General features: G+C 68.3%; 16 protein-coding genes. 1 reads left to right on the top strand and 15 read right to left on the bottom strand.

Annotated features, from left to right (window positions below; translation table 11 throughout):
• Positions 1–39 precede the first annotated feature (39 nt).
• From atpA to GWK18_RS02875, 10 genes are all read right to left on the bottom strand, one after another.
• Positions 40–1,686 (bottom strand): F0F1 ATP synthase subunit alpha, encoded by a 1,647-nt coding sequence (atpA, locus tag GWK18_RS02920; RefSeq protein ID WP_166833094.1) that lies wholly within the window; start codon positions 1,684–1,686, stop codon positions 40–42.
• A 165-nt stretch (positions 1,687–1,851) separates the two neighbouring features.
• Complete coding sequence (locus tag GWK18_RS02915) at positions 1,852–2,622, bottom strand: F0F1 ATP synthase subunit delta (protein ID WP_348535813.1); 771 nt, start codon at positions 2,620–2,622, stop codon at positions 1,852–1,854.
• A gap of 41 nt (positions 2,623–2,663) precedes the next feature.
• Positions 2,664–3,209, bottom strand: coding sequence for a F0F1 ATP synthase subunit B (locus GWK18_RS02910; RefSeq protein ID WP_166833092.1), 546 nt, complete (start codon positions 3,207–3,209; stop codon positions 2,664–2,666).
• Between the two features lie 55 nt (positions 3,210–3,264).
• Positions 3,265–3,471, bottom strand: coding sequence for a F0F1 ATP synthase subunit C (locus tag GWK18_RS02905; protein WP_166833090.1), 207 nt, complete (start codon positions 3,469–3,471; stop codon positions 3,265–3,267).
• A gap of 116 nt (positions 3,472–3,587) precedes the next feature.
• Positions 3,588–4,322 carry a F0F1 ATP synthase subunit A gene (gene atpB, locus GWK18_RS02900; protein ID WP_166833192.1) on the bottom strand — a complete coding sequence of 245 codons (735 nt, stop codon included), beginning with the start codon at positions 4,320–4,322 and terminating at the stop codon, positions 3,588–3,590.
• 156 nt (positions 4,323–4,478) lie between these two features.
• On the bottom strand, positions 4,479–4,865 hold the full coding sequence (locus tag GWK18_RS02895; protein WP_166833088.1) for a hypothetical protein: 387 nt from the start codon (positions 4,863–4,865) through the stop codon (positions 4,479–4,481).
• Positions 4,862–5,338 (bottom strand): hypothetical protein, encoded by a 477-nt coding sequence (locus tag GWK18_RS02890; RefSeq protein ID WP_166833086.1) that lies wholly within the window; start codon positions 5,336–5,338, stop codon positions 4,862–4,864. The genes GWK18_RS02895 and GWK18_RS02890 overlap by 4 nt, the downstream gene beginning before the upstream one ends.
• On the bottom strand, positions 5,335–6,444 hold the full coding sequence (locus tag GWK18_RS02885) for a glycosyltransferase family 4 protein (protein WP_166833084.1): 1,110 nt from the start codon (positions 6,442–6,444) through the stop codon (positions 5,335–5,337). Before GWK18_RS02885 ends, GWK18_RS02890 begins: the two co-directional genes overlap by 4 nt.
• On the bottom strand, positions 6,441–8,306 hold the full coding sequence (locus GWK18_RS02880) for a nucleoside-diphosphate sugar epimerase/dehydratase (RefSeq protein ID WP_233568782.1): 1,866 nt from the start codon (positions 8,304–8,306) through the stop codon (positions 6,441–6,443). The genes GWK18_RS02885 and GWK18_RS02880 overlap by 4 nt, the downstream gene beginning before the upstream one ends.
• A 293-nt stretch (positions 8,307–8,599) precedes the next feature.
• Complete coding sequence (locus tag GWK18_RS02875) at positions 8,600–10,432, bottom strand: glycosyltransferase (protein WP_348535822.1); 1,833 nt, start codon at positions 10,430–10,432, stop codon at positions 8,600–8,602.
• 240 nt (positions 10,433–10,672) lie between these two features.
• Between GWK18_RS02875 and GWK18_RS02870 the strand changes: the two genes are divergently transcribed.
• Positions 10,673–11,632, top strand: a complete 960-nt coding sequence (locus tag GWK18_RS02870) for an NAD-dependent epimerase/dehydratase family protein (RefSeq protein WP_166833082.1) — start codon at positions 10,673–10,675, stop codon at positions 11,630–11,632.
• 37 nt (positions 11,633–11,669) lie between these two features.
• Here GWK18_RS02870 and GWK18_RS13385 read toward each other — a convergent pair whose 3' ends face one another.
• The 5 genes from GWK18_RS13385 to thrB form a co-directional block, all read right to left on the bottom strand.
• On the bottom strand, positions 11,670–12,908 hold the full coding sequence (locus GWK18_RS13385) for an L-threonylcarbamoyladenylate synthase (RefSeq protein ID WP_348535812.1): 1,239 nt from the start codon (positions 12,906–12,908) through the stop codon (positions 11,670–11,672).
• A gap of 5 nt (positions 12,909–12,913) precedes the next feature.
• Positions 12,914–13,804: a peptide chain release factor N(5)-glutamine methyltransferase gene (gene prmC / locus GWK18_RS02860; protein ID WP_123825237.1), complete on the bottom strand. Its 891-nt coding sequence runs from the start codon at positions 13,802–13,804 to the stop codon at positions 12,914–12,916.
• Between the two features lie 12 nt (positions 13,805–13,816).
• Positions 13,817–14,896: a peptide chain release factor 1 gene (gene prfA, locus GWK18_RS02855; RefSeq protein WP_166833080.1), complete on the bottom strand. Its 1,080-nt coding sequence runs from the start codon at positions 14,894–14,896 to the stop codon at positions 13,817–13,819.
• Positions 14,897–15,086: 190 nt separating this feature from the next.
• Positions 15,087–17,294, bottom strand: a complete 2,208-nt coding sequence (gene rho, locus GWK18_RS02850) for a transcription termination factor Rho (protein WP_166833078.1) — start codon at positions 17,292–17,294, stop codon at positions 15,087–15,089.
• Between the two features lie 389 nt (positions 17,295–17,683).
• Positions 17,684–18,658: a homoserine kinase gene (thrB, locus tag GWK18_RS02845; protein WP_166833076.1), complete on the bottom strand. Its 975-nt coding sequence runs from the start codon at positions 18,656–18,658 to the stop codon at positions 17,684–17,686.

Genomic DNA, 18,658 nt, shown 5'->3' with positions numbered 1-18,658 from the left:
TGACGCGGCACCCGGGCGGAGACTGCAGTTCGAGGCTGATCAGCGGCTGGCCGTCGAGCCGCCGGCGGACAGCTGTTCCTGGGCGACGTCCTCGGAATCCATGGCCTGGTGCTCCTCGCGGCCCGGGGCGTGGATGTCGCGGTTGTGACCCTTGAAGTCGCGCTTGACCTCGGCCACGGCCGTCTCCAGTGCTGACACGGTGTCGTCCTCGAGCTTGCCGGTCGAGGCGATCGAGTCCATGACGTTGGTCGTCCGCCGGACCTGGTCCAGCAGAGCGGACTCGAAGTCCAGGACGTCGGCGACCTCGATCTCGTCCAGGTGACCGTTGGTGCCGGCCCAGATGGAGACGACCTGCTCCTCGACGGAGTACGGGTTGTACTGCTTCTGGCGCAGGAGCTCGGTCAGACGCGCACCACGGGTCAGCTGCTGACGGGAGGCGGCGTCCAGGTCGGAGGCGAACATCGCGAAGGCCTGCATGGAGCGGTAGGAGGCCAGCTCGAGCTTGAGCGTGCCGGAAACCTTCTTCATGGCCTTGACCTGCGCCGCACCGCCCACGCGGGACACCGAGATGCCCACGTCGACGGCGGGACGCTGGTCGGCGTTGAACAGGTCCGACTGCAGGAAGATCTGCCCGTCGGTGATCGAGATGACGTTGGTCGGAATGAACGCGGAGACGTCGTTGGCCTTGGTCTCCACGATCGGCAGGCCCGTCATGGAACCCGCGCCCAGGTCGTCCGAGAGCTTGGCGCAACGCTCGAGCAGGCGGGAGTGCAGGTAGAAGACGTCACCCGGGTAGGCCTCACGTCCCGGCGGGCGGCGCAGCAGCAGCGACGTCGCACGGTAGGCCTCGGCCTGCTTGGACAGGTCGTCGAAGATGATCAGGACGTGCTTGCCGCCGTACATCCAGTGCTGGCCGATGGCCGAACCCGCGTAGGGGGCCAGGTACTTCACACCGGCGGAGTCGGAGGCGGAAGCGGCAACGATGGTGGTGTATTCCAGGGCACCGTTGTCCTCGAGGGTCTTGCGGACCGAGGCGATGGTCGAAGCCTTCTGACCGATCGCGACGTAGATGCAGCGCACCTGCTTGTTCGCGTCCCCGGTCTCCCAGTTCGCGCGCTGGTTGAGGATCGCGTCGATCGCGATGGCGGTCTTACCGGTCTGACGGTCACCGATGATCAGCTGACGCTGACCGCGACCGATCGGGATCATCGCGTCGATCGCCTTGAGGCCGGTCTGCAGCGGTTCGTGGACCGACTTACGCATGGTCACGCCGGGTGCCTGGAGCTCCAGTGCGCGGCGGCCCTCGGCCTCGATCGGGCCCAGGTCGTCGATGGGCTGGCCGAGGGTGTCGACCACGCGACCCAGGAAGCCGTCGCCGACCGGCACGGAGAGGATCTCACCGGTCCGCTCGACGGTCTGGCCTTCCTCGATCTCCTGGAAGTCACCCAGAACGACGACGCCGAGGTCACGGGTGTCCAGGTCCTGTGCCAGGCCGAGCACGCCGTTCTCGAAGCGCAGCAGCTCGTTGGCCATGACGGAGGGAAGACCCTCGACTCGGGCAATGCCGTCGGCTGCGGAGATGACGCGGCCAACTTCCTTACGTTCGGTGTTGCCGGGGTCGTAGGACGCTGCGAACTCTTGTAGCGCGCTGCGGACCTCATCGGCGTTGATGGTCACTTCGGCCATCTCGTGTCCCTGCTTCCTGGTTCGTGATCATCGTGCCGATGACCAGCTGTTTCGTCTGACGGTCCCTTGGTGTCCCAGCGGGGTCCGTGCGGTGCCCTAGTGGCTGTGGCTTCAGTTGTTCGGCTGCGGTTGGTCCGTGGCCCGTCGCGCACGACGCGCGACGGATCAGGCTCCGAGCTTGAGCTGCAACTCGTTGAGTCGGGTGGCGACCGAGCCGTCGAAGACTTCGTCCCCCACCGTGACGCGCAGGCCACCGACCAGCGATCGGTCCGTGTCCACGACGACCTTGAGATCGCGACCGTAGATCCGGCCCAGTGCGGAGCGCAGACGCTCGACCTGGGAGTCGTCCAGCGCGACGGGCGTGGAGACCCGTGCGATCCACCGATCTCGCAGTTCGGCCAACCGGTCCGCGAACGTGCCGAGCAACCGCTGCGGCAGTGCACCGCGGGGGTTGGTCACGGCCTGCTCCACGAGCACGCGGGCTTCCTCGCTGAGGTTCGGTGCGACGCGTCCCAACAGAGTGAGCTTCGCGTCGTCCGTCGCCCGGGCGTCGGTGAAGGCTCGCTGCAGTTCGGCGTCCGAGTCCAACAGGCCCTGCACGGACAGCAGATCGTCGACGACGTTGTCCAGGCCCTCGGCACCCGCGCGGTTCTCCGCAGCGTGTCCGGCGAGCGTGACGCCCGCGGCCTCGAGTCCGTCGGCCAGACCTCGATCACCGCTCCAGCGCTGGCGGACCAGTGCGTCGAGCACCTCGCAGGCTTCCCGGGAGGTACGCCCTTCGAAGACCCGCCAGGCAAGAGCCACGCGCTGGTCATCGGAGTGCGCGGGATCGGTCAGGGCCCGGCGGAGGCTGCCCTGCTCATCGAGCACGGCAGTGATCCCGAAGACGTCACGGGCCAGCCGGGGCTGAGCCGCACCGGCCCAGCGCTCGAGCACGCGTGTCAGGTCGAGACGGTTTCCGTCGGATCCCGCGCCCGTCACCGCTGAGCACCCGCATCGGTCGGGTTCTGCTCAAGATCGGAGAGGAAGCGGTCGACGACACGGCGCGAACGCTCGTCGTCGGACAGCGACTCCCCCACGACCTTGGAGGACAGCTGGATCGCCAGGGATCCGACCTCGTTGCGCAGGGACGCGACGGCGGCGGAACGCTCGGCCGCGATGGCCGTGTGAGCGTTCTCGGTGATCCGTGCGGATTCCACGTTGGCGCGGTCCTTGAAGTCGGCCAGGATCTTTTCACCCTCGGCGCGAGCTTCCTCGCGGATCTTCTGCGCCTCGAGACGAGCGGACTCCAGCTGCTGGTTGTACTCGTCGCGGGCCTTGTCGGCCTCGGCCTGAGCTGCCTCGGCCTTGGCCAGGCCACCCTCGATCGCGTCCGTGCGTTCGGCGTAGGTGCGCTCGAACATCGGCACGATCCACTTGATAGCGACGAACAGCAGGATGAAGAAGCCGATCGCGGTGATCAGCATCTCCCAGCCGTTCGGAAGCAGCGGATTCTCGCTGGCCGCCATGATGTGTGTGGTCATGGACGAATTTCCTGTTCTCTTGGGCTGAACTTCCTGAACCTTCCCGTGGGAAGGATCAGAGCAGTGCCAGAACGAAGCCCAGGATGGCCAGGGCCTCGACCACGGCGAAGCCCATGAAGAGCATCGGCTGAATGATGCGCTGGGTCTCCGGCTGGCGGGACACGGCCTGCATGTAGGCGGCGAAGATCAGACCGACGCCGATGCCACCGCCGATGGCTGCGAGACCGTAACCGATGACGGAGAGGGAACCGTTGATGTCCATTCTTGGTGTTTCCTTTCGTACTGCCCGGGTGCGGGCCGTGTGCCACGAATGGCGGTTGACTTGTCGGAGAGTGCTCCGCTGGTCGACCCGGCCGACAGCCAGGCCAAATCTTGGGGTCAGTGACCTTCCTGCAACGCGCCGTCCACGTACACCGCGAACAACAGCGTGAAGATGTAGGCCTGCAGGACCTGGATCAGAATCTCCAGGAAGAAGATGAAGATGCCCAGGAACAGTGCACCCGCACCGCCGAGGATGCCCAGACCGCCGACTTCACTGACCAGGAAGCCGAGCAGCGAGGCCGCCACCATGATGGCCATGTGGCCCGCGAACATCGTCGCGAACACACGCAGTGCGTGGGTGACGGGGCGGATGATCAGGTTCGAGATGAACTCGATGGGGATCAAGAAGATGTAGAGCAGCTTGGGCACGTCCGGCGGCATGGTCATCTTGCCCATGAAGTGCGCGAACCCGTGTCGCTTGATGCCGATGAAGACCCAGCTGATGTACGCGATGCCGGCCAGGACATAGGCCGAACCGGGGTGGGAGAACGTCGGGAGCTGCAGGACCGGGATGGAGCCGAACAGGTTGTTCACCAGGATGAAGAAGAAGAAGGTGAACAGCAGCGGGATCCAGGGGCGGAATTCCTTCTCACCGATGATGTCGCGGCCCAGGGAGTTGCGGACGAAGCCGTAGCCCATCTCCCCCAGGTACTGGCCCTTGGAGGGCACCAGCGCCTGCTTGCGGATCGCCCAGAGGAAGAAGCCCGCGATGAACACGACCGACAGCAGGATCAGGAGGGTGTGCTTGCCGAATTCGAACGAACCAACCTCGAAGAACGGAGGCAGGTACATGTCCGAAACGCTGGGAGCCTGGAAGCCTTGTCCCTCAAGAACTGGGGCGACGATCAATGGCGGTCCTTTCTGCTTCCACCCGCAGAGCCCTGGCCGTGGTCACGGTGGTGTGTCTCTGCGGTGCGGTTCCGGGCGTCATCACCGGCTGCGGGACCGTCATTGGTCCTTGAGTCCGGCTTGCAGGTGGAGGTAGGCAAGTATGACCCCGGCAGCTAGACCGAGACCTGCCCCGAGCAGGACAAGCCACTGCGTCCCCACCAGGTAATCCAGCAGGAACCCTACCAGACTCCAAAACGCGGTCCCAATCACCAGGTAGACCAAGATGCCCAGCGCGCCGCGGTTTCCACCGGCTTCCACGAGTTCCCCGACCGTGCTCAGTCGGGAGGCGGGTCGTGCACCCTGATCGGGTTGCTCGGAGACCCCGGTCGGCGTGTCCTGCGCGGCGCTATCGGCGGGTTCAGCCGGCGTCCGTGACCGGTCACGGGGAACGCCGTCGGAGACTTCCTCAGCGGGGCGCTCTGCGGGGTCGTTCGCGGACGTCATACCGTCTCCTCGCGGGGTTGAGTTCGGGTGTCGACGTCGAAGACGGGCAGTCTGCTACGGCGCAAGGCAACCGCGGACCCGCCGAGCCACGCCACGACCTGCCCGATGACCGCCGTGCCCATCCAGGGTGGGAGAACCCACTCGGGCTTGGGCGCGCCGAACAGGATCATGGTCCCGGCGGCCACCAGTGCCGCGTACATCACGAGCATGACCAGCGCTGCCACGGGTGCCGGGTACTTCGAGGACCACCAGAGTCCGCCCAGAGAGATCCCGAACACCGCCGCGACGATCACCGTGCCCAGGCCGGCGCTGCCGGCTCCGGCCGCGCCGTCGACAACGGCTGCCAGGGCCACGCAACACACCGCAATGATCGCTCCACAGAGCAGGGAAATCCGCAACATGCGCGCCCAGACGTTGCCGGTGACCGTGGTACCGCCGCGGGTTCTGCTCGGTGTGGCGGAGCGAGCCTTCACGAACGCGCCGCTTCCTCGGCGGAAAGAGCTTCCCCGTGGTTCCGGGACCGGCGACCGATCAACGACGGCAGGGCGAGGTAGAGCACGAGCAGGAGGACCACGACGGTCCCCGCGGCCACGAGCCCGCCTCCGCTGAGCCGGAGCCCCACGAGCGTGATGAGGGAGACCAGCACGGTCGTGCCCGCCACGACCAGGGACGATCCGATGTGTGAGAACCCGACGTCGGTCAGCCTCTGGTAGGTGTGCTGGCGGTGAGGACGCCACCAGGGCTCCCCCGCGCGGATGCGGCGCAGCAGGGTCCAGGAGGTGTCGGCCAGGTACACGGACAGAGGGGGCAGGAGGTATTCGACGTAGACGCCGGACAGGAACGCCGCCACGGCGATCAGGATGACCGCGCCGCCCAACAGGTACGACCCCACGTCCCCCAGGAACACCGACCCGCGGGAGAGGTTCCAGGGCAGGAAGCCGGCGAAGGCCCCTGCGACCACAAGGGAACCGACCATCATCCAGGGGAGGTCATTGCAGGCACCGGCCCACGCGTACAGAAGGCCGACGACGACACCGTGCAGACCGGAGATCCCGTTGATCCCGTCCATGAAGTTCGCGACGTTGACGTAGACCACCACGGCCACGGTGCACACGACCCACCACAGCGGTGTGGTCTCCAGCGCCCACACCAGCAAAGCCGCACAAGCGCCGCCGATCATGGTCTGGGCCAGGAGGCGGACCCGGACCGAGACCCCTTTGAAGTCCTCCGTCCAGCCAAGTGCCGCACAAGCCACGGTTCCCGCCAGCACGGTCAACGCGATGGAGCGGTCCGTGGCCACGGTTCCGGTGAGAACCCCGGCCAGCTGCACGACCACGACGGCGATCGCGACCGCCAGGCCCATGCCACGGATGACCGTGCGCGTGTGGGAGGAGCGTTCATTGGGGATGTCCACCACGCCCCACCGCGTCAGCAGCGGTTTGACGACGAACGGAAGGAGCACGCTGAGGACGAAGGCCGCCACTCCGAAGGTCGCCAACAGCACCAGGAGATGACGCAGCTCCTCCGGAGTGGGCGTGGCACCCGGGTTGACGGAGAGAACGCTCGGCATGCCGATCATGACGCCCTCCCCGACGGCGACGGCTCGGTCCCGTCCTCTTCGGCTTGCACGCTTTCAGCCTGAACGCCGGACTTGCGCGCACCGTGGAACTTGGTCAGCGCGGGCTGCGTGGAGGTCCGGACCACCGGGATGGTGCCCGTGGTGGCCATACCACCGCGGACCTTCCAGATGTGTCGGTCCAGATTGATCGGGGCCAGGGCGTCGGCCTGGGCGTGGGAAATCTTGGGGTGGAAGGGCCGGCGGTCGGTTTCCCCCAGGCCGATGAGTTCCTCATGCAGCTTCTCCCCCGGGCGCAGGCCGGTGATCACGATCTCGATCCCCTCCTGGCCGGAGAGCGAACGGAGACGTTTGGCGACGTCGAGAATCCGCACGGGCTCCCCCATGTCCAGGATCAGCACCTCTCCGCCGCTTCCGATCGCCCCGGCCTGGACCACCAGCTGGCAGGCCTCCGGGATGGTCATGAAGTAGCGCGTGGCGTTCTCGTCCGTGACGGTGATCGGCCCGCCCTGGCGGATCTGCTCGGTGAACAGGGGCAGCATCGAACCACGGGAGCCGAACACGTTGCCGAAGCGCACGGAGGTGTAGCGCTTCCCCGTCTGCTGGGCCATCCACGCGGTCAGTTTCTCTGCCACTCGCTTGGAGTGGCCCAGCGTGGTGGTCGGGTTCGCGGCTTTGTCCGTGGACACGTTCACGAAGACCTCGACGTCGGCCGCTCGGGCGGCCTCGAGGACGTTGAGCGTGCCCAGGACATTGGTCTTCCAGGCCTCGTCCGGGTAGGTCTCGAGCAGTGACACGTGCTTCAGGGCGGCGGCGTGGAAAACGACCTCGGGGCGGCGGCGTTCGAAGATCCGGGCAAGGTTCTCCCCGTCGCGGATGTCGGCGAGCACCGTGTCCTGCCCGTCCAACAGACCGCGGCCGGTGATGGAGATCTGCGTGGCCTGCAGGTTCGTCTCGTCCCGGTCCAGCATCATGAGTTCACCGGGATCGAAGGCCAGCAACTGGCGGCACAGTTCGGACCCGATGGATCCACCGGCACCCGTCACCAGGACGCGCTTGCCCGAGATGTAGTCGGCGATCCCCGCGACGTCGATGTCCACGGGGGTGCGCCCGATCAGGTCCTCGAGGCTGATGTCGCGGATGTCCACGCTGGTCCCCGAGCCGGTGAGCATGTCCCGGACCGGCGGAACCGTCATCACGCGCGTGTTGGTCCCGGCCACGATGTCGGACACCCGCTGCATGAGCTTGGAGGAGGCGTTGGACTGCGCCACCAGGAGAATGCTGGAACGGGTCTGCGCCAAGACGTCGGGGGCATCGGCGATGGTGCCCAGAACAGGCACGGAGGAGACACGGAGGTGTTTCTTGGCCGGGTCGTCGTCCAGGAGGGCCACCGGCAGGTACTCCGAATCCGGGTCCTGCATCATGCGCTGGACGATGAACGTCCCGGACTGCCCGGCACCGTAGACCACCACGTGCTGCGCGTTGCCCTGGGGTTTCGACGTCGATTCCTGGTACATGCGCTTGAGGTAGCGGAAGGCCGCCATGAACAAGGCCGCGAAGGGGAAGGCGATCATGGCCACGGACCGTGGAATCCCGATCGCGTTGCCCGCCACCAGGAGGACGATCTGCAGCAGCCCGGTCACGATCAGGGTGACGACGATGAGCAGCTTGCCCTCGTCGAAGCTGCCGTAGGAATAGCGCCCGCGGTACAGCGCGAAGGAGTACCCGATCGCCAACTGCGCACCGACGGCCACGAGGCACACGATCAACAGGCTCGGAACGTTGATGAACTGGACGCTGAGCTCGTAGCGCAGGACCAGCGCGACGCCCATGGCCGCCACCCAGGCCATGGAGTCCAGGATCATCTGGATCCACAGCCAGGCGGTGGGGCGTTCCGCCTCGGACCCTCCCTGCGCCCGGCGCGCCGTCGGTCGGGTGTTCTGCCGAACACCGGACGCCGACGCATTCGTCGGCCCGTCCGTTCCAGGACCTGGGGTCCCGCTGTCGTCCGGGCTCTGCATGTGGGGGTCCTTCCGTGGGCGGGGCCGGTCCGAGGGGTCGACCGTCGCCCTGTGCGTTCGTTGTCAGCCGCGCGTCGTGGGCACTCGGCGACCGGCCACGTGGGTCGGCGTCGGTCACGTCCACGATCGAGGTGGACCTACCGAGTGTTGGGGTAACCGCCCACCATGTTCCGGTAGGCACGTTCCCGAAGAACACGGGGCACGAATCGGTACCCGCCCCGCACGGCGACGTTTCTGCCCCATTCTAGGAAACTCAGGTGCCCGATTCCGTGAAGGCGGCTCTGCAACTCGATCTCCGCACGGAAAACGCGTAGTCCACCGCGGCGCTGATAGGCCCCACCCGACACCCGGTAGCCGACCAACGGGTCGGCGATGTTGCGGATGTCGGCTCCCGCGCGCAGCATGCGGACCCACAGCCAGTAGTCCTCGGCTAGGGGAACGTACTCGTACCCGCCCACGGCCTCCACGGCGGGCCGCCGGAACACGACCGTCGGGTGGGAGACGGGGTTGCGGAGCTTGGACACCCGCCGGATGTTCGCTGCACCCACGGGCGCCTCCCGGTGGGCCAGCGGCTGCGTCTCGTCGTCGCCGATCTCGTCCATCCCGGCACCCACGACGTCGGCTCCGTCCTGAATCAGGGGCAGCTGACGGGCGAAGCGGTCGGGGTAGGAGACGTCGTCGGCGTCCGCCCGGGCCACGACGTCATGGGAGCACAGCTCCAGGCCCCGTCGCAGGGCGTTGGTCAGCCCCGCGTTGACCTCCAGGTCCTCCCGGACGACGGCGATCGGCGGTGTGGCCGCGCGCAGACGCTCCGTGAGGGCGTCGATCTCCCGCTGCAGTTCGGGTGCGACGGGGCCGTCTCGCACGATCACGACCTCCGACGGCGCCACGGCCTGTTCGAGCGTCGACGAGACCAGTGCGCGGTGGAAGCATTCGGGGGTGTCTCCCCCGTAGACGGGCATCAACAGGGAGAACTCGGGGCGGCCCTGCGCGTCGGTCGAGGGGTCCTGCGCCGTGGCACCCGCGCCCTGTTCGTGCAGTTCCCAGACGCCCCGCAGGACGTCCTGGTTGCTCCGCGGTGCCTTCAGGGCGTCACGCACACCGCGCCCGAACCGCTCGACAACGGCGCGGCGGTCCGCCGAGCCACGCAGCGTGCGCACCCACAACCGCGCCGTGGCCCCGCCGTAGAGCACCTTCTCCCACGGCGCCAGCGACCGCGAGCGCGTGAAGACCCACAGCTTGTTGCGCACGTCGTTGTAAAAACGCGGGCCGGGGTCGGCGTCCGTGTTGCCCGGCTGCTTGGTGTGGTGCATGACCTTGGAGGCCGGGACCTGGATGGCGTCCTCCCACCGGGCCAGCCGGGTGGAGAACTCGAAGTCGTCGTTCCAGATGAAGTAGTCGGCCACGGGCAGACCGGCGGCGCGTACGGCGTCGCCGTCCATGAGCAGGGAGACGAAGGAGCCCGAACGGATGCTGCGACCGCCCACGGCTGCCGCGCGTGCCTTTCGGTCGCGGCCCGCGCCGATCCGCTCGATCATCGAGTTCATCGGGTGCTCGCTGCCGTCGGTCCACAGCACCTGGCTGGCCACGAACACGGGGCGCCGTGCGCCGTCGGCGTCGTAGTTCCGCCAGGCGCGGACGGCTTCTTCGAGGCTTTCGCGCAGGGGTTCCGTGTCGTCGTCCATGACCCAGACCAGGTCGGCCTGCAAGCCGTTGGCTGCCCGGTCGATGCCGACCGTGAAACCACCGGCACCTCCCAGGTTCTCGGTCAGCGTGATGAGTTCGATCTCACCCGGCGCGCCCGAGGCCTGATGATCGGCGCTGAAACTCCGGATGAACTCCACGGAATCGTCCGTGGACGCGTTGTCCACCACCACGGTCACGTCCGGAACCAGGTTGGCCCCCATGATTCCCCGCAGCGTGGACTCCAACAGCTCGCGCCTGTTGAAACTCACCACGACCGCGACCACACGCGGTGCCGGCCTCACGACCACGCCCCAACCACCTAGCTCTCTTCGTCGGTCTCCGCATCCGTTGTCCCCTCCGGTTCGAGCGGGGAGCCGCCGAGGCCGGAGCGCCCCGGAGGACCGGACCAGCCGAGATTAGCACCCGGTCATGAGCCGCTTCCTGAGGCTCGTGCCAGGTTGTTCTCTGTACGATATGGCGACGGGTACAGCCAAGAGCCCGACTCGATCGAGAGGAGAACGTCTGTGACGTCAGCATGGCGCGTGGTGGGAGCAACGGGGTTCGTCGGCTCCGCGGTGACGCAACGACTGCGTGCGGACGGCCACACCGTTCAGGCCGTTTCGGCCCCCCGGCTCTCGAGCGGAGCCCGCACGGTCCACCATCTGCTGGGCCGCGCCCGTGACCTGGAGTCCGTCATCGACTACCTGGCGGATTCCTTTGCCGGGGCGGACATCGTGGTCAACGCCGCGGGTATCGCGGCACCGGACGGCAAGGACCAGGATGCTCTGGTGGGCGCCAACGCGATGCTGCCCGTCCTGATTCTGGCCGCGGCGGAACGCACCGGTGTCAAGCGCGTGGTGCACATCAGCTCCGCGGCCGTGCAGGGCAAGACGCACTTCCTGGACGAGACCTCCCGCACCACGCCGTTCTCCCCGTACTCCTATTCCAAGGCCTTGGGTGAGTCAGCGCTGCAGCGCCTGGCCGCCCGCGAGGACCGCCCGACGCACCCGGAACTCGTGATCCTGCGGGCGACCTCGGTCCAGGGTCGCGGCCGCGCCACGACCAAGCGGCTCGCGGCGTTCGCGTCCTCCCCCCTGTGTTCGGTGGCCGGTGACGGCACCGCGCACACCCCGGTGACCTCGGTCGACGCGTTGGCCGAGTTCACGGTCACCGTCGGTTCGCACCGCGGCGAGGTCCCGCAGATCGTGCTGCTCCCGTGGGAGGGGGCGACGACGTCGTCCATCCTGCGTGACGCCGGACGTCGCAACCCGATCAAGCTGCCCACGGTCGTGTGTTGCGCGGCGGTGGCCACCGGTTACGCCCTCTCGGGGCTGGCCCAGAACCGGTGGCACGGGGCCGTTCGACGGATCGAGGTCACCTGGTTCGGGCAGAACCAGGTCCCCGGGTGGGGCCAGGAACAGGGTCTGCTCCCGACCCCCAGGATCTCCGAGCTCCTGCGCTCCGTGCACCTGGACCGGGCCTGAGCCCTGGATCCACGACCCAGGGCTCAGGGCTCATGGCTCAGGAGCGGGCCTGGTCGGTGCCTTCCGGACCGGGGTGTTCGTCCGTGACCCCGCTGGCGACGATCGCGGCCGCGGTGGCCCGGTCCAGGGGCTGCACCACGCCGTCCTTGGCCTGTGCCGGGCGGGGGCGCGTCCGGTCCTGATCCGGCAATCCCTCCCCGCTCCGAGCGCCCACGGCCTGCCCCGCACCGGCGACGAGCGCCGCTGCGGCGTCGCGAGCCGGCGAGGACGGGGCGGGGCGCGTCGAGTGCGCCTCTTGCCTTTCCGTGGGTTCAGCCGGAGTCTCGTGTCCCGACGGCGCGTCCTCCGGCGTCGTGTCTTCGGGGAGCGCGTTCGCGGAGGTCTTGTCCTCCTCGGCTTCGACCGGCTCCGGCCGGGGATGGACGAGAGTGTCCCCCTCCGGCACGTCCTCGGCCGAGGTTTCGCCGGCTTCACTCGCACCCGTGCCCGCGGCGTCGTCGGTGTCCCGGTCGCCTGAATCCTCCGGGGCGGAATCCGCCGGGGCCTGCCCGTCGACGCCGATGACCGAGGGGACGACCGAGCGCAGCTGCGTCAGTGAGACCGCCCCGTCTCGCACGACCACCGGGGTGGACCCCGTGCAGTCGACGATGGTCGAGGCCACCGGATGCAGGCCCTCGGCCACGGTCCCGCGGTGTCCGGCGTCCAGGTAGACCTGAACCTTGTCGCCCAGCATTCCGCGGGCCTCCTCGGCGGAACCCGCCGCGGGGAGCCCCGTGCGATTGGCCGAGGAGACGGCCAGGGGGCCGGTTTGACCGAGCAGTTCGGTGGCGACCTCGTCGTCCGGGACGCGCAGGGCCACGGTGCCGCTGGTCTCACCCAGGTCCCACTGCAGGGAGGGCTGGGCGTGGCAGATCAAGGTCAGGCCGCCGGGCCAGAAGGCCTCGGCCAGGGCCCGGGCCTCCTCCGACACCTGGTCGGCCAGCCCGTCCAGAACACCCGCGTGGGCGATGAGCACCGGCGGGGGCATGGTGCGGTTGCGGCCCTTGGTCTCCAGGAGCCGTTGCACCCCGGTGGCGGAGAACGCGTTGGCCGCGATCCCGTACACCGTGTCCGTGGGCATGACCACGCACTCGTCGGCCGCCAGGGCCTGCTGGGCGTGTTTGATCGCGACCCGGCGCTGTTTGGCATCGCGGACGTCGTACGTCGTCGCGGTCTCTGGCGCTTGCTCCGAGTCGGTCGCTCCGTGCGGTGAGCTCTCCTGGGCTGTCTCATTCACGCCGGTCATTGTTGCACTTCCTGCTGTTGCGGATGATTCAGGGCGGGGAGGAGCGCGCTCGTGGCACGGGGGCGTCCGGTGAGGTCGTTGTGGCATTCGACGTCCACGAAGCCGTGCCGGTGGAAGGCGGCCGCGATCGCCTGGCGCTGGGATTCGGCATGTTCGACGACGCACCACCCACCGGGCACCAACAGCCCGGCCGCGGCGGCGATCACCGCGTCCGGGACCCGCATCCCGTCCTCGCCGCCACCCCACAGGGCCAGGGCGGGATCGTGTTCGGCCACCTCCGGGTCCGTCGGCGGCTCGCGGTCCGGGACGTAGGGCGGATTGGAGACCACCACGTGGACCCGGCCTCGGAGGTCCTCGGGAACCACCGTGGCATCCCCCAGGCGGAGGTCCACGCGGCGGCCTTCCAGGTTGCGGAGCGCCCAGGCGTGGGCCTGCTCGGAGAGTTCGATCGCGTGCACCTTGGCGTGCGGGACCTCGTCAGCCAGGGCCGCCGCAATGGCCCCGGATCCGGTGCACAGGTCGACGACGACGGGGCGGGTCACGCCTTCGCCCTGATCGGTGCGCAGCCGTTGGACCGCCAGTTCCACGAGCAGTTCCGTCTCCGGACGCGGCACGAAAACTCCGGGCCCGACAGCCAGCTCGATCCGCCGGAACGGGGCCGTGCCCGTGAGATGCTGCAGCGGGATCCGTCGGGCGCGCTGTCGGACCAGGTCCTCGAAGCCCTGCGGCACAGGTGCCCCGATGATGGCCTTGGCCTGCACCTCCCCCCGGTCCAGGCCGAGCAGGTGGGCGGCGATCAGCACGGCGTCAGCTTCCGCGGAGGCCAGGCCCGCGGCATCGAGTTCGGTGGTCGCCCACCGCAACGCCTGCGCCAGGGAGGTAGTCATGGCGTCCGCTCCTCAGTCCTGCTGACCGATGGCGGCCAGACGGTCCTGTTCGTCCATCTCGATCGCGGACGCGATCACCGGGCCCAGGTCCCCGTCCAGGACCTGGTCCAGGTTGTATGCCTTGTAACCCGTGCGATGGTCCGCGATGCGGTTCTCCGGGAAGTTGTAGGTGCGGATGCGCTCGGAACGGTCGACTGTCCTGACCTGCGAACGCCGGGCCGCGGAGGCCTCCGCCTGCTGCTGCTCCTGTTGGTGCGCCAGCAACCGCGCACGGAGCACACGCATGGCGGCTTCCTTGTTCTGCAGCTGAGACTTCTCGTTCTGCATGGCCACCACGATGCCCGTCGGAAGGTGGGTGATGCGCACCGCGGAGTCGGTGGTGTTCACGGACTGCCCGCCGGGCCCGGAGGACCGGTAAACGTCAATCTTGAGATCGTTCTGCTGGATCTCGATCTCCTCCGGGGCCTCGACCTCCGCGAAGGCCAGCACGCCCGCAGCAGAGGTGTGGATCCTGCCCTGGGACTCGGTCGCGGGAACCCGCTGCACCCGGTGCACGCCGCCTTCGTACTTCAGGTGCGCCCACACGCCTTCGGCAGGGTCGTCCGAACGGCCCTTGACCGCGAACTGGACATCCTTGTACCCCCCGAGTTCGGCCGGGGTGTCCCCCAGCATCTCGGTCCGCCAGCCCTTGGACTCGGCGTAGCGCAGGTACATGCGCAGCAGGTCACCGGCGAACAGGGCCGATTCGGCTCCGCCTTCGCCCGCCTTGATCTCCAGGATCGCGTCCCGGGCGTCGTCGGGGTCCCTGGGGACCAGCAGCAGTCGCAGCTTCTCCTGGGCCTGTTCGATCCGGGGTTCCAAAGCCTCGGCCTCACGGGCGAACTCGGGGTCCTCCCCCGCCAGTTCCTGCGCGGCGTCCCGGTCCTCACGCAGCCGGGTGAGGTCACCGTGGGCGGAAACCACCTTGTCCAGCTCCGAGTACCGGCGGTTGAGCCGCTTGGCCAGGAGAGGATCGGCGTGCACCGCGGGGTCGGCGAGGCGCACCTGGAGTTCGGCGTGCTCGTCGAGCAGCGCCTGGATGGGATCGGCCACGCGGGCGGCTTCCTTTCAACGGGTCGGAAACTGGGTCGGAAAAATGGGTTGGTCACACGGGACGGTCACCCGGGTCGGGTCGCGGTGTGCTCGCACCGACGACGACGGCCCCGGGGTTGCGCCGTCGTCGTCCGTACGCCGGGGGCGCTGGGTACGACGGGCGGGCAGCCCCGGGGCCGGAATGCGTCGGCTAGCGGTCGTCGTCGGCCTTCACGTTGAGCGTGGTCTTCTGGACCTGCATCAGGAACTCGGCGTTGGACTGGGTGTCCCGCAGCCGGTTGGTGAGCAGTTCCAGGGCCTGCTGCTGGTCCAGGCTCGAGAGCACACGACGCAGCTTCCACATGATCTTGAGCTCGTCGCCGGACATGAGGTTCTCCTCGCGGCGGGTGCCCGAGGAGTTGACGTCCACGGCCGGGAAGATCCGCTTGTCCGCCAGCTGGCGGGACAGGCGCAGCTCCATGTTGCCGGTGCCCTTGAACTCCTCGAAGATGACCTCGTCCATCTTGGAACCGGTCTCCACCAGGGCGGTGGCGAGGATGGTCAGGGAACCGCCGCCTTCGATGTTGCGGGCTGCGCCGAAGAACCGCTTGGGCGGGTACAGCGCGGCGGAGTCCACACCACCGGAGAGGATGCGCCCGGAGGCCGGGGCGGCCAGGTTGTAGGCGCGACCCAGGCGGGTCATCGAGTCCAGCAGGACCACAACGTCCATGCCGAGCTCCACCAGGCGCTTGGCGCGCTCGATGGCCAGTTCGGCCACCGTGGTGTGGTCGTCGGCGGGACGGTCGAAGGTCGAGGCGATGACCTCACCCTTGACCGTGCGCTGCATGTCTGTGACTTCCTCGGGACGTTCGTCGACGAGGACCATCATCAGGTGGACTTCGGGGTTGTTCGTGGTGATCGCGTTGGCGATCGACTGCAGCATGAGGGTCTTGCCCGCCTTGGGCGGGGAGACGATCAGACCGCGCTGGCCCTTACCGATCGGAGCCACCAGGTCGACCACGCGCGGGCCGATCTTCTTGGGCTCGTTCTCCAGGCGCAGCCGCTCCTGCGGGTACAACGGCACCAGCTTGGAGAAGTCCACGCGGTCGGTGAGTTCCTCCGGCTTCTTGCCGTTGACGCTGGTCAGCTGCACCAGGGCGTTGAACTTCTGCCGCTGGTTGCGGTTGTTGTCCTCACCGTCGCGCGGGGCACGAATGGCACCCACGACGGCGTCGCCCTTGCGCAGGTTGTTCTTCTTGACCTGGGCCAAGGAGACGTAGACGTCGTTGGGCCCGGGGAGGTAGCCGGAGGTGCGGACGAACGCGTAGTTGTCCAGCACGTCCAGGATGCCCGCGACCGGCAGCAGGACGTCGTCCTCGGTGGGCTCGGTGTCGTCCACCTCGGGGCCCTGGTTGCGGTTGCGACGGTTGCGACGGTCATTGCGGTCGTTGCGATTCCGGTTACGACGGTTGCGGCGCGATCCGCCGTCATCGTCCGGACCGTTGTTGTTGCCGCCCTGCTGGCCCTGCTTGTTCTTGCCGCCCTGCTGACCTTCCTTTTTCTTGCCGCCCTGGTCGTTCTTGCCGCCCTGGTCGTTGCGGTCCGAATCGTCACGGTCGCCGTTGCGATCGTTGTTCCGGTCGTTGTTGCGGTTGTTCTTCTGGCCGTCCTGGTTGCGACCGTCTTGGTTGCGACCCTGGCGGTTACGGCGGTTGCCGGAGTCACCGCGGTTGGCATCCTCCGAGCGGCCCTCGCCGTCGTCCTGCTGCGAACCCTCTGCGCCGTCGGCGGTGCCGTTGGACTCGCCCTGTCCGTCCTGGTTGCGGCCCTGGCGGTTGCGGCGTTGCGAACGCGACGGGCGCTCACGGCCGTTGCCGGACTCCCCGCCCTTGGCACCGGATTCCTCACGCGAGGACTCGCCGGAGCCGGCGGCATCCGCGGAATCGGCCGCGGAGGAGTCATTGGAGGTGGAGTCCGTGGAAGCGGAGTCGGAAGTGTTCGACTGCGAGCCGTTGGACTGCGACCCGTTGGAGCCTGCCGACGATGATGCACGGCGGCTGCGTCCGCGGCCGGTCCGGGCGGCCACTGCGGGGGCCTCGGAGCTCGACGCGTCGTCGTTGCCCTCGGAGCCTGCTGCGGTGTCCTGGGGCTGGGTCACGCCGGCCTTGGCGGAAGCCCGCTGCGCGGTCTGTTCGATCTGCTCGGTGACCTTGCGGTCACGGTCGGCCACGCTGCCGCCACGCTGGTGGGCCTCGATGGCGTCCACGAGCAGGGACTTCCGCATGCGGCGCGCACCCGTGATGCCCAGCTGGCCTGCAAGGGCCTGCAACTGGGCGAGCTTGAGCCCGGACAGCCCGGTGCTCTTGGCCTCAGAGTTGGCCTGTTCCGTACCTGCATTCAGGTCGGTGGTTTCGGTCACGAAGGTTTCCTTTTCCCTCGATGGGAGCCCCGGCACTCAGACGCCGGTGGCCGTTACTGGTGGTTCGGGCCGCTGACAAGCGGGCCGGGCCGCACACTCTCAGACGGGTGCGACCGGATCGACGGCGCTCGGTCCACCCAGATCCGATGCACCGGTCAGGCACACCGAATCCCACCGCAGGGCGGTGGTCGTGGCGGAGGAGCTGATTCGACCGGGTGTTCACCCAGCGGATGTGGGTGAACCGTTCGGCTCAGCCGTTTCTGGGAAACCGCCGAAGCGCCCGTGGTCAAAACACCATCGAATCCAAGACATGTTCTCCGGTGGACAACTCGAAGTCATCGAGCCCGAGCCCTGTCGGCCGGTGAACATTGGACGCACCCGGAGAATTACTACTGTGGGTGCGTGACCACCCTAGCACCATGCGCGGGCACGGTCAGCCTGAGAACACGCCACGTGACGTGTTCCCTCTCCGCGTCGGGGTGCGCGACGAATTCGGCGATGGCCGCTTCGACCTCGGCGGCGTCCTCTGCGGAGGGCGCCAGGGTCAGGACCGTGGGGCCGGCTCCGGAGATCAAGGCCGCATGGCCCTGCTCACGCAGGGTGGCGACCAGTGCTGCGCTGGGCGGCATGGCCGGTGCACGGAACCGCTGGTGCAGGGCATCGGCCGTTGCGGGCAGCAGCAGGTCCGGTCGACGGGTCATCGCCTCGACCAGCAGCGCAGCCCGTCCGGCGTTCGCTGCGGCGCTGCGGTGATCCACCTGGGCGGGCAGCAAGGAACGGGCCAGGGCGGTCGAAACCTCGTAGTTCGGGATGGCCACCACGGGGACGACGTCGTCATGGACGGCGACGGGCGCACTGTGCCAGGAACCGGGCTCCCCCCAGGAAATCGTGAGGCCCCCGTAGAGGGACGGGGCCACGTTGTCCGGATGCCCCTCCATCCCGGCGCAAACTTGCAGGATCGCTGCGTCGTCGAGTCGCGCGGACCGTGCCAGGAGGGCATTGGCCGCAACAACGCCCGCCACGGCACAGGAGGCGGAGGACCCCATGCCCCGGCCGTGCGGGATCCGGTTGCGCGCCACGACGGCCAGCCCGGGCTGGTCGACCATGCCCGCAGCGGTCCACGCCGCTCGCACGGAGCGGACCAGCAGGTGCTCCTCGGTCCGTGGGACGGATTCCGAGCCCTCCCCGTGCAGTTCGAACGCGAGCCCGGACTCCTGCACGGCGATTTCCACCGTGTCGTAGTGCCCGAGGGCTAGGCCCAGGCTGTCGAATCCTGGCCCCACGTTGCCCGAGGACGCGGGCACGTCGACCGTGATCGCCTCACCGACGGTCAGGACCTCGCGCCAGTCCTTCGGTTTCCCCAT

This window comes from Kocuria sp. JC486, from assembly GCF_011602805.1.
GTDB lineage: Bacteria > Actinomycetota > Actinomycetes > Actinomycetales > Micrococcaceae > Kocuria > Kocuria soli.
Note: the sequence above shows the minus strand (reverse complement) of the source record. Positions and strands in the feature narration are given on the sequence as shown.

Coding starts and splice junctions, on each gene's coding strand:
- GWK18_RS02895 (WP_166833088.1), bottom strand. CDS start 4,865: ATGACGTCCGCGAACGACCCCGCAGAGCGCCCCGCTGAGGAAGTCTCC.
- GWK18_RS02885 (WP_166833084.1), bottom strand. CDS start 6,444: ATGATCGGCATGCCGAGCGTTCTCTCCGTCAACCCGGGTGCCACGCCC.
- atpA (WP_166833094.1), bottom strand. CDS start 1,686: ATGGCCGAAGTGACCATCAACGCCGATGAGGTCCGCAGCGCGCTACAA.
- GWK18_RS02905 (WP_166833090.1), bottom strand. CDS start 3,471: ATGGACATCAACGGTTCCCTCTCCGTCATCGGTTACGGTCTCGCAGCC.
- prmC (WP_123825237.1), bottom strand. CDS start 13,804: ATGACTACCTCCCTGGCGCAGGCGTTGCGGTGGGCGACCACCGAACTC.
- GWK18_RS02880 (WP_233568782.1), bottom strand. CDS start 8,306: ATGATCCTGGACTCCATGGCCTGGGTGGCGGCCATGGGCGTCGCGCTG.
- GWK18_RS02910 (WP_166833092.1), bottom strand. CDS start 3,209: ATGACCACACACATCATGGCGGCCAGCGAGAATCCGCTGCTTCCGAAC.
- atpB (WP_166833192.1), bottom strand. CDS start 4,322: ATGTACCTGCCTCCGTTCTTCGAGGTTGGTTCGTTCGAATTCGGCAAG.
- thrB (WP_166833076.1), bottom strand. CDS start 18,658: ATGGGGAAACCGAAGGACTGGCGCGAGGTCCTGACCGTCGGTGAGGCG.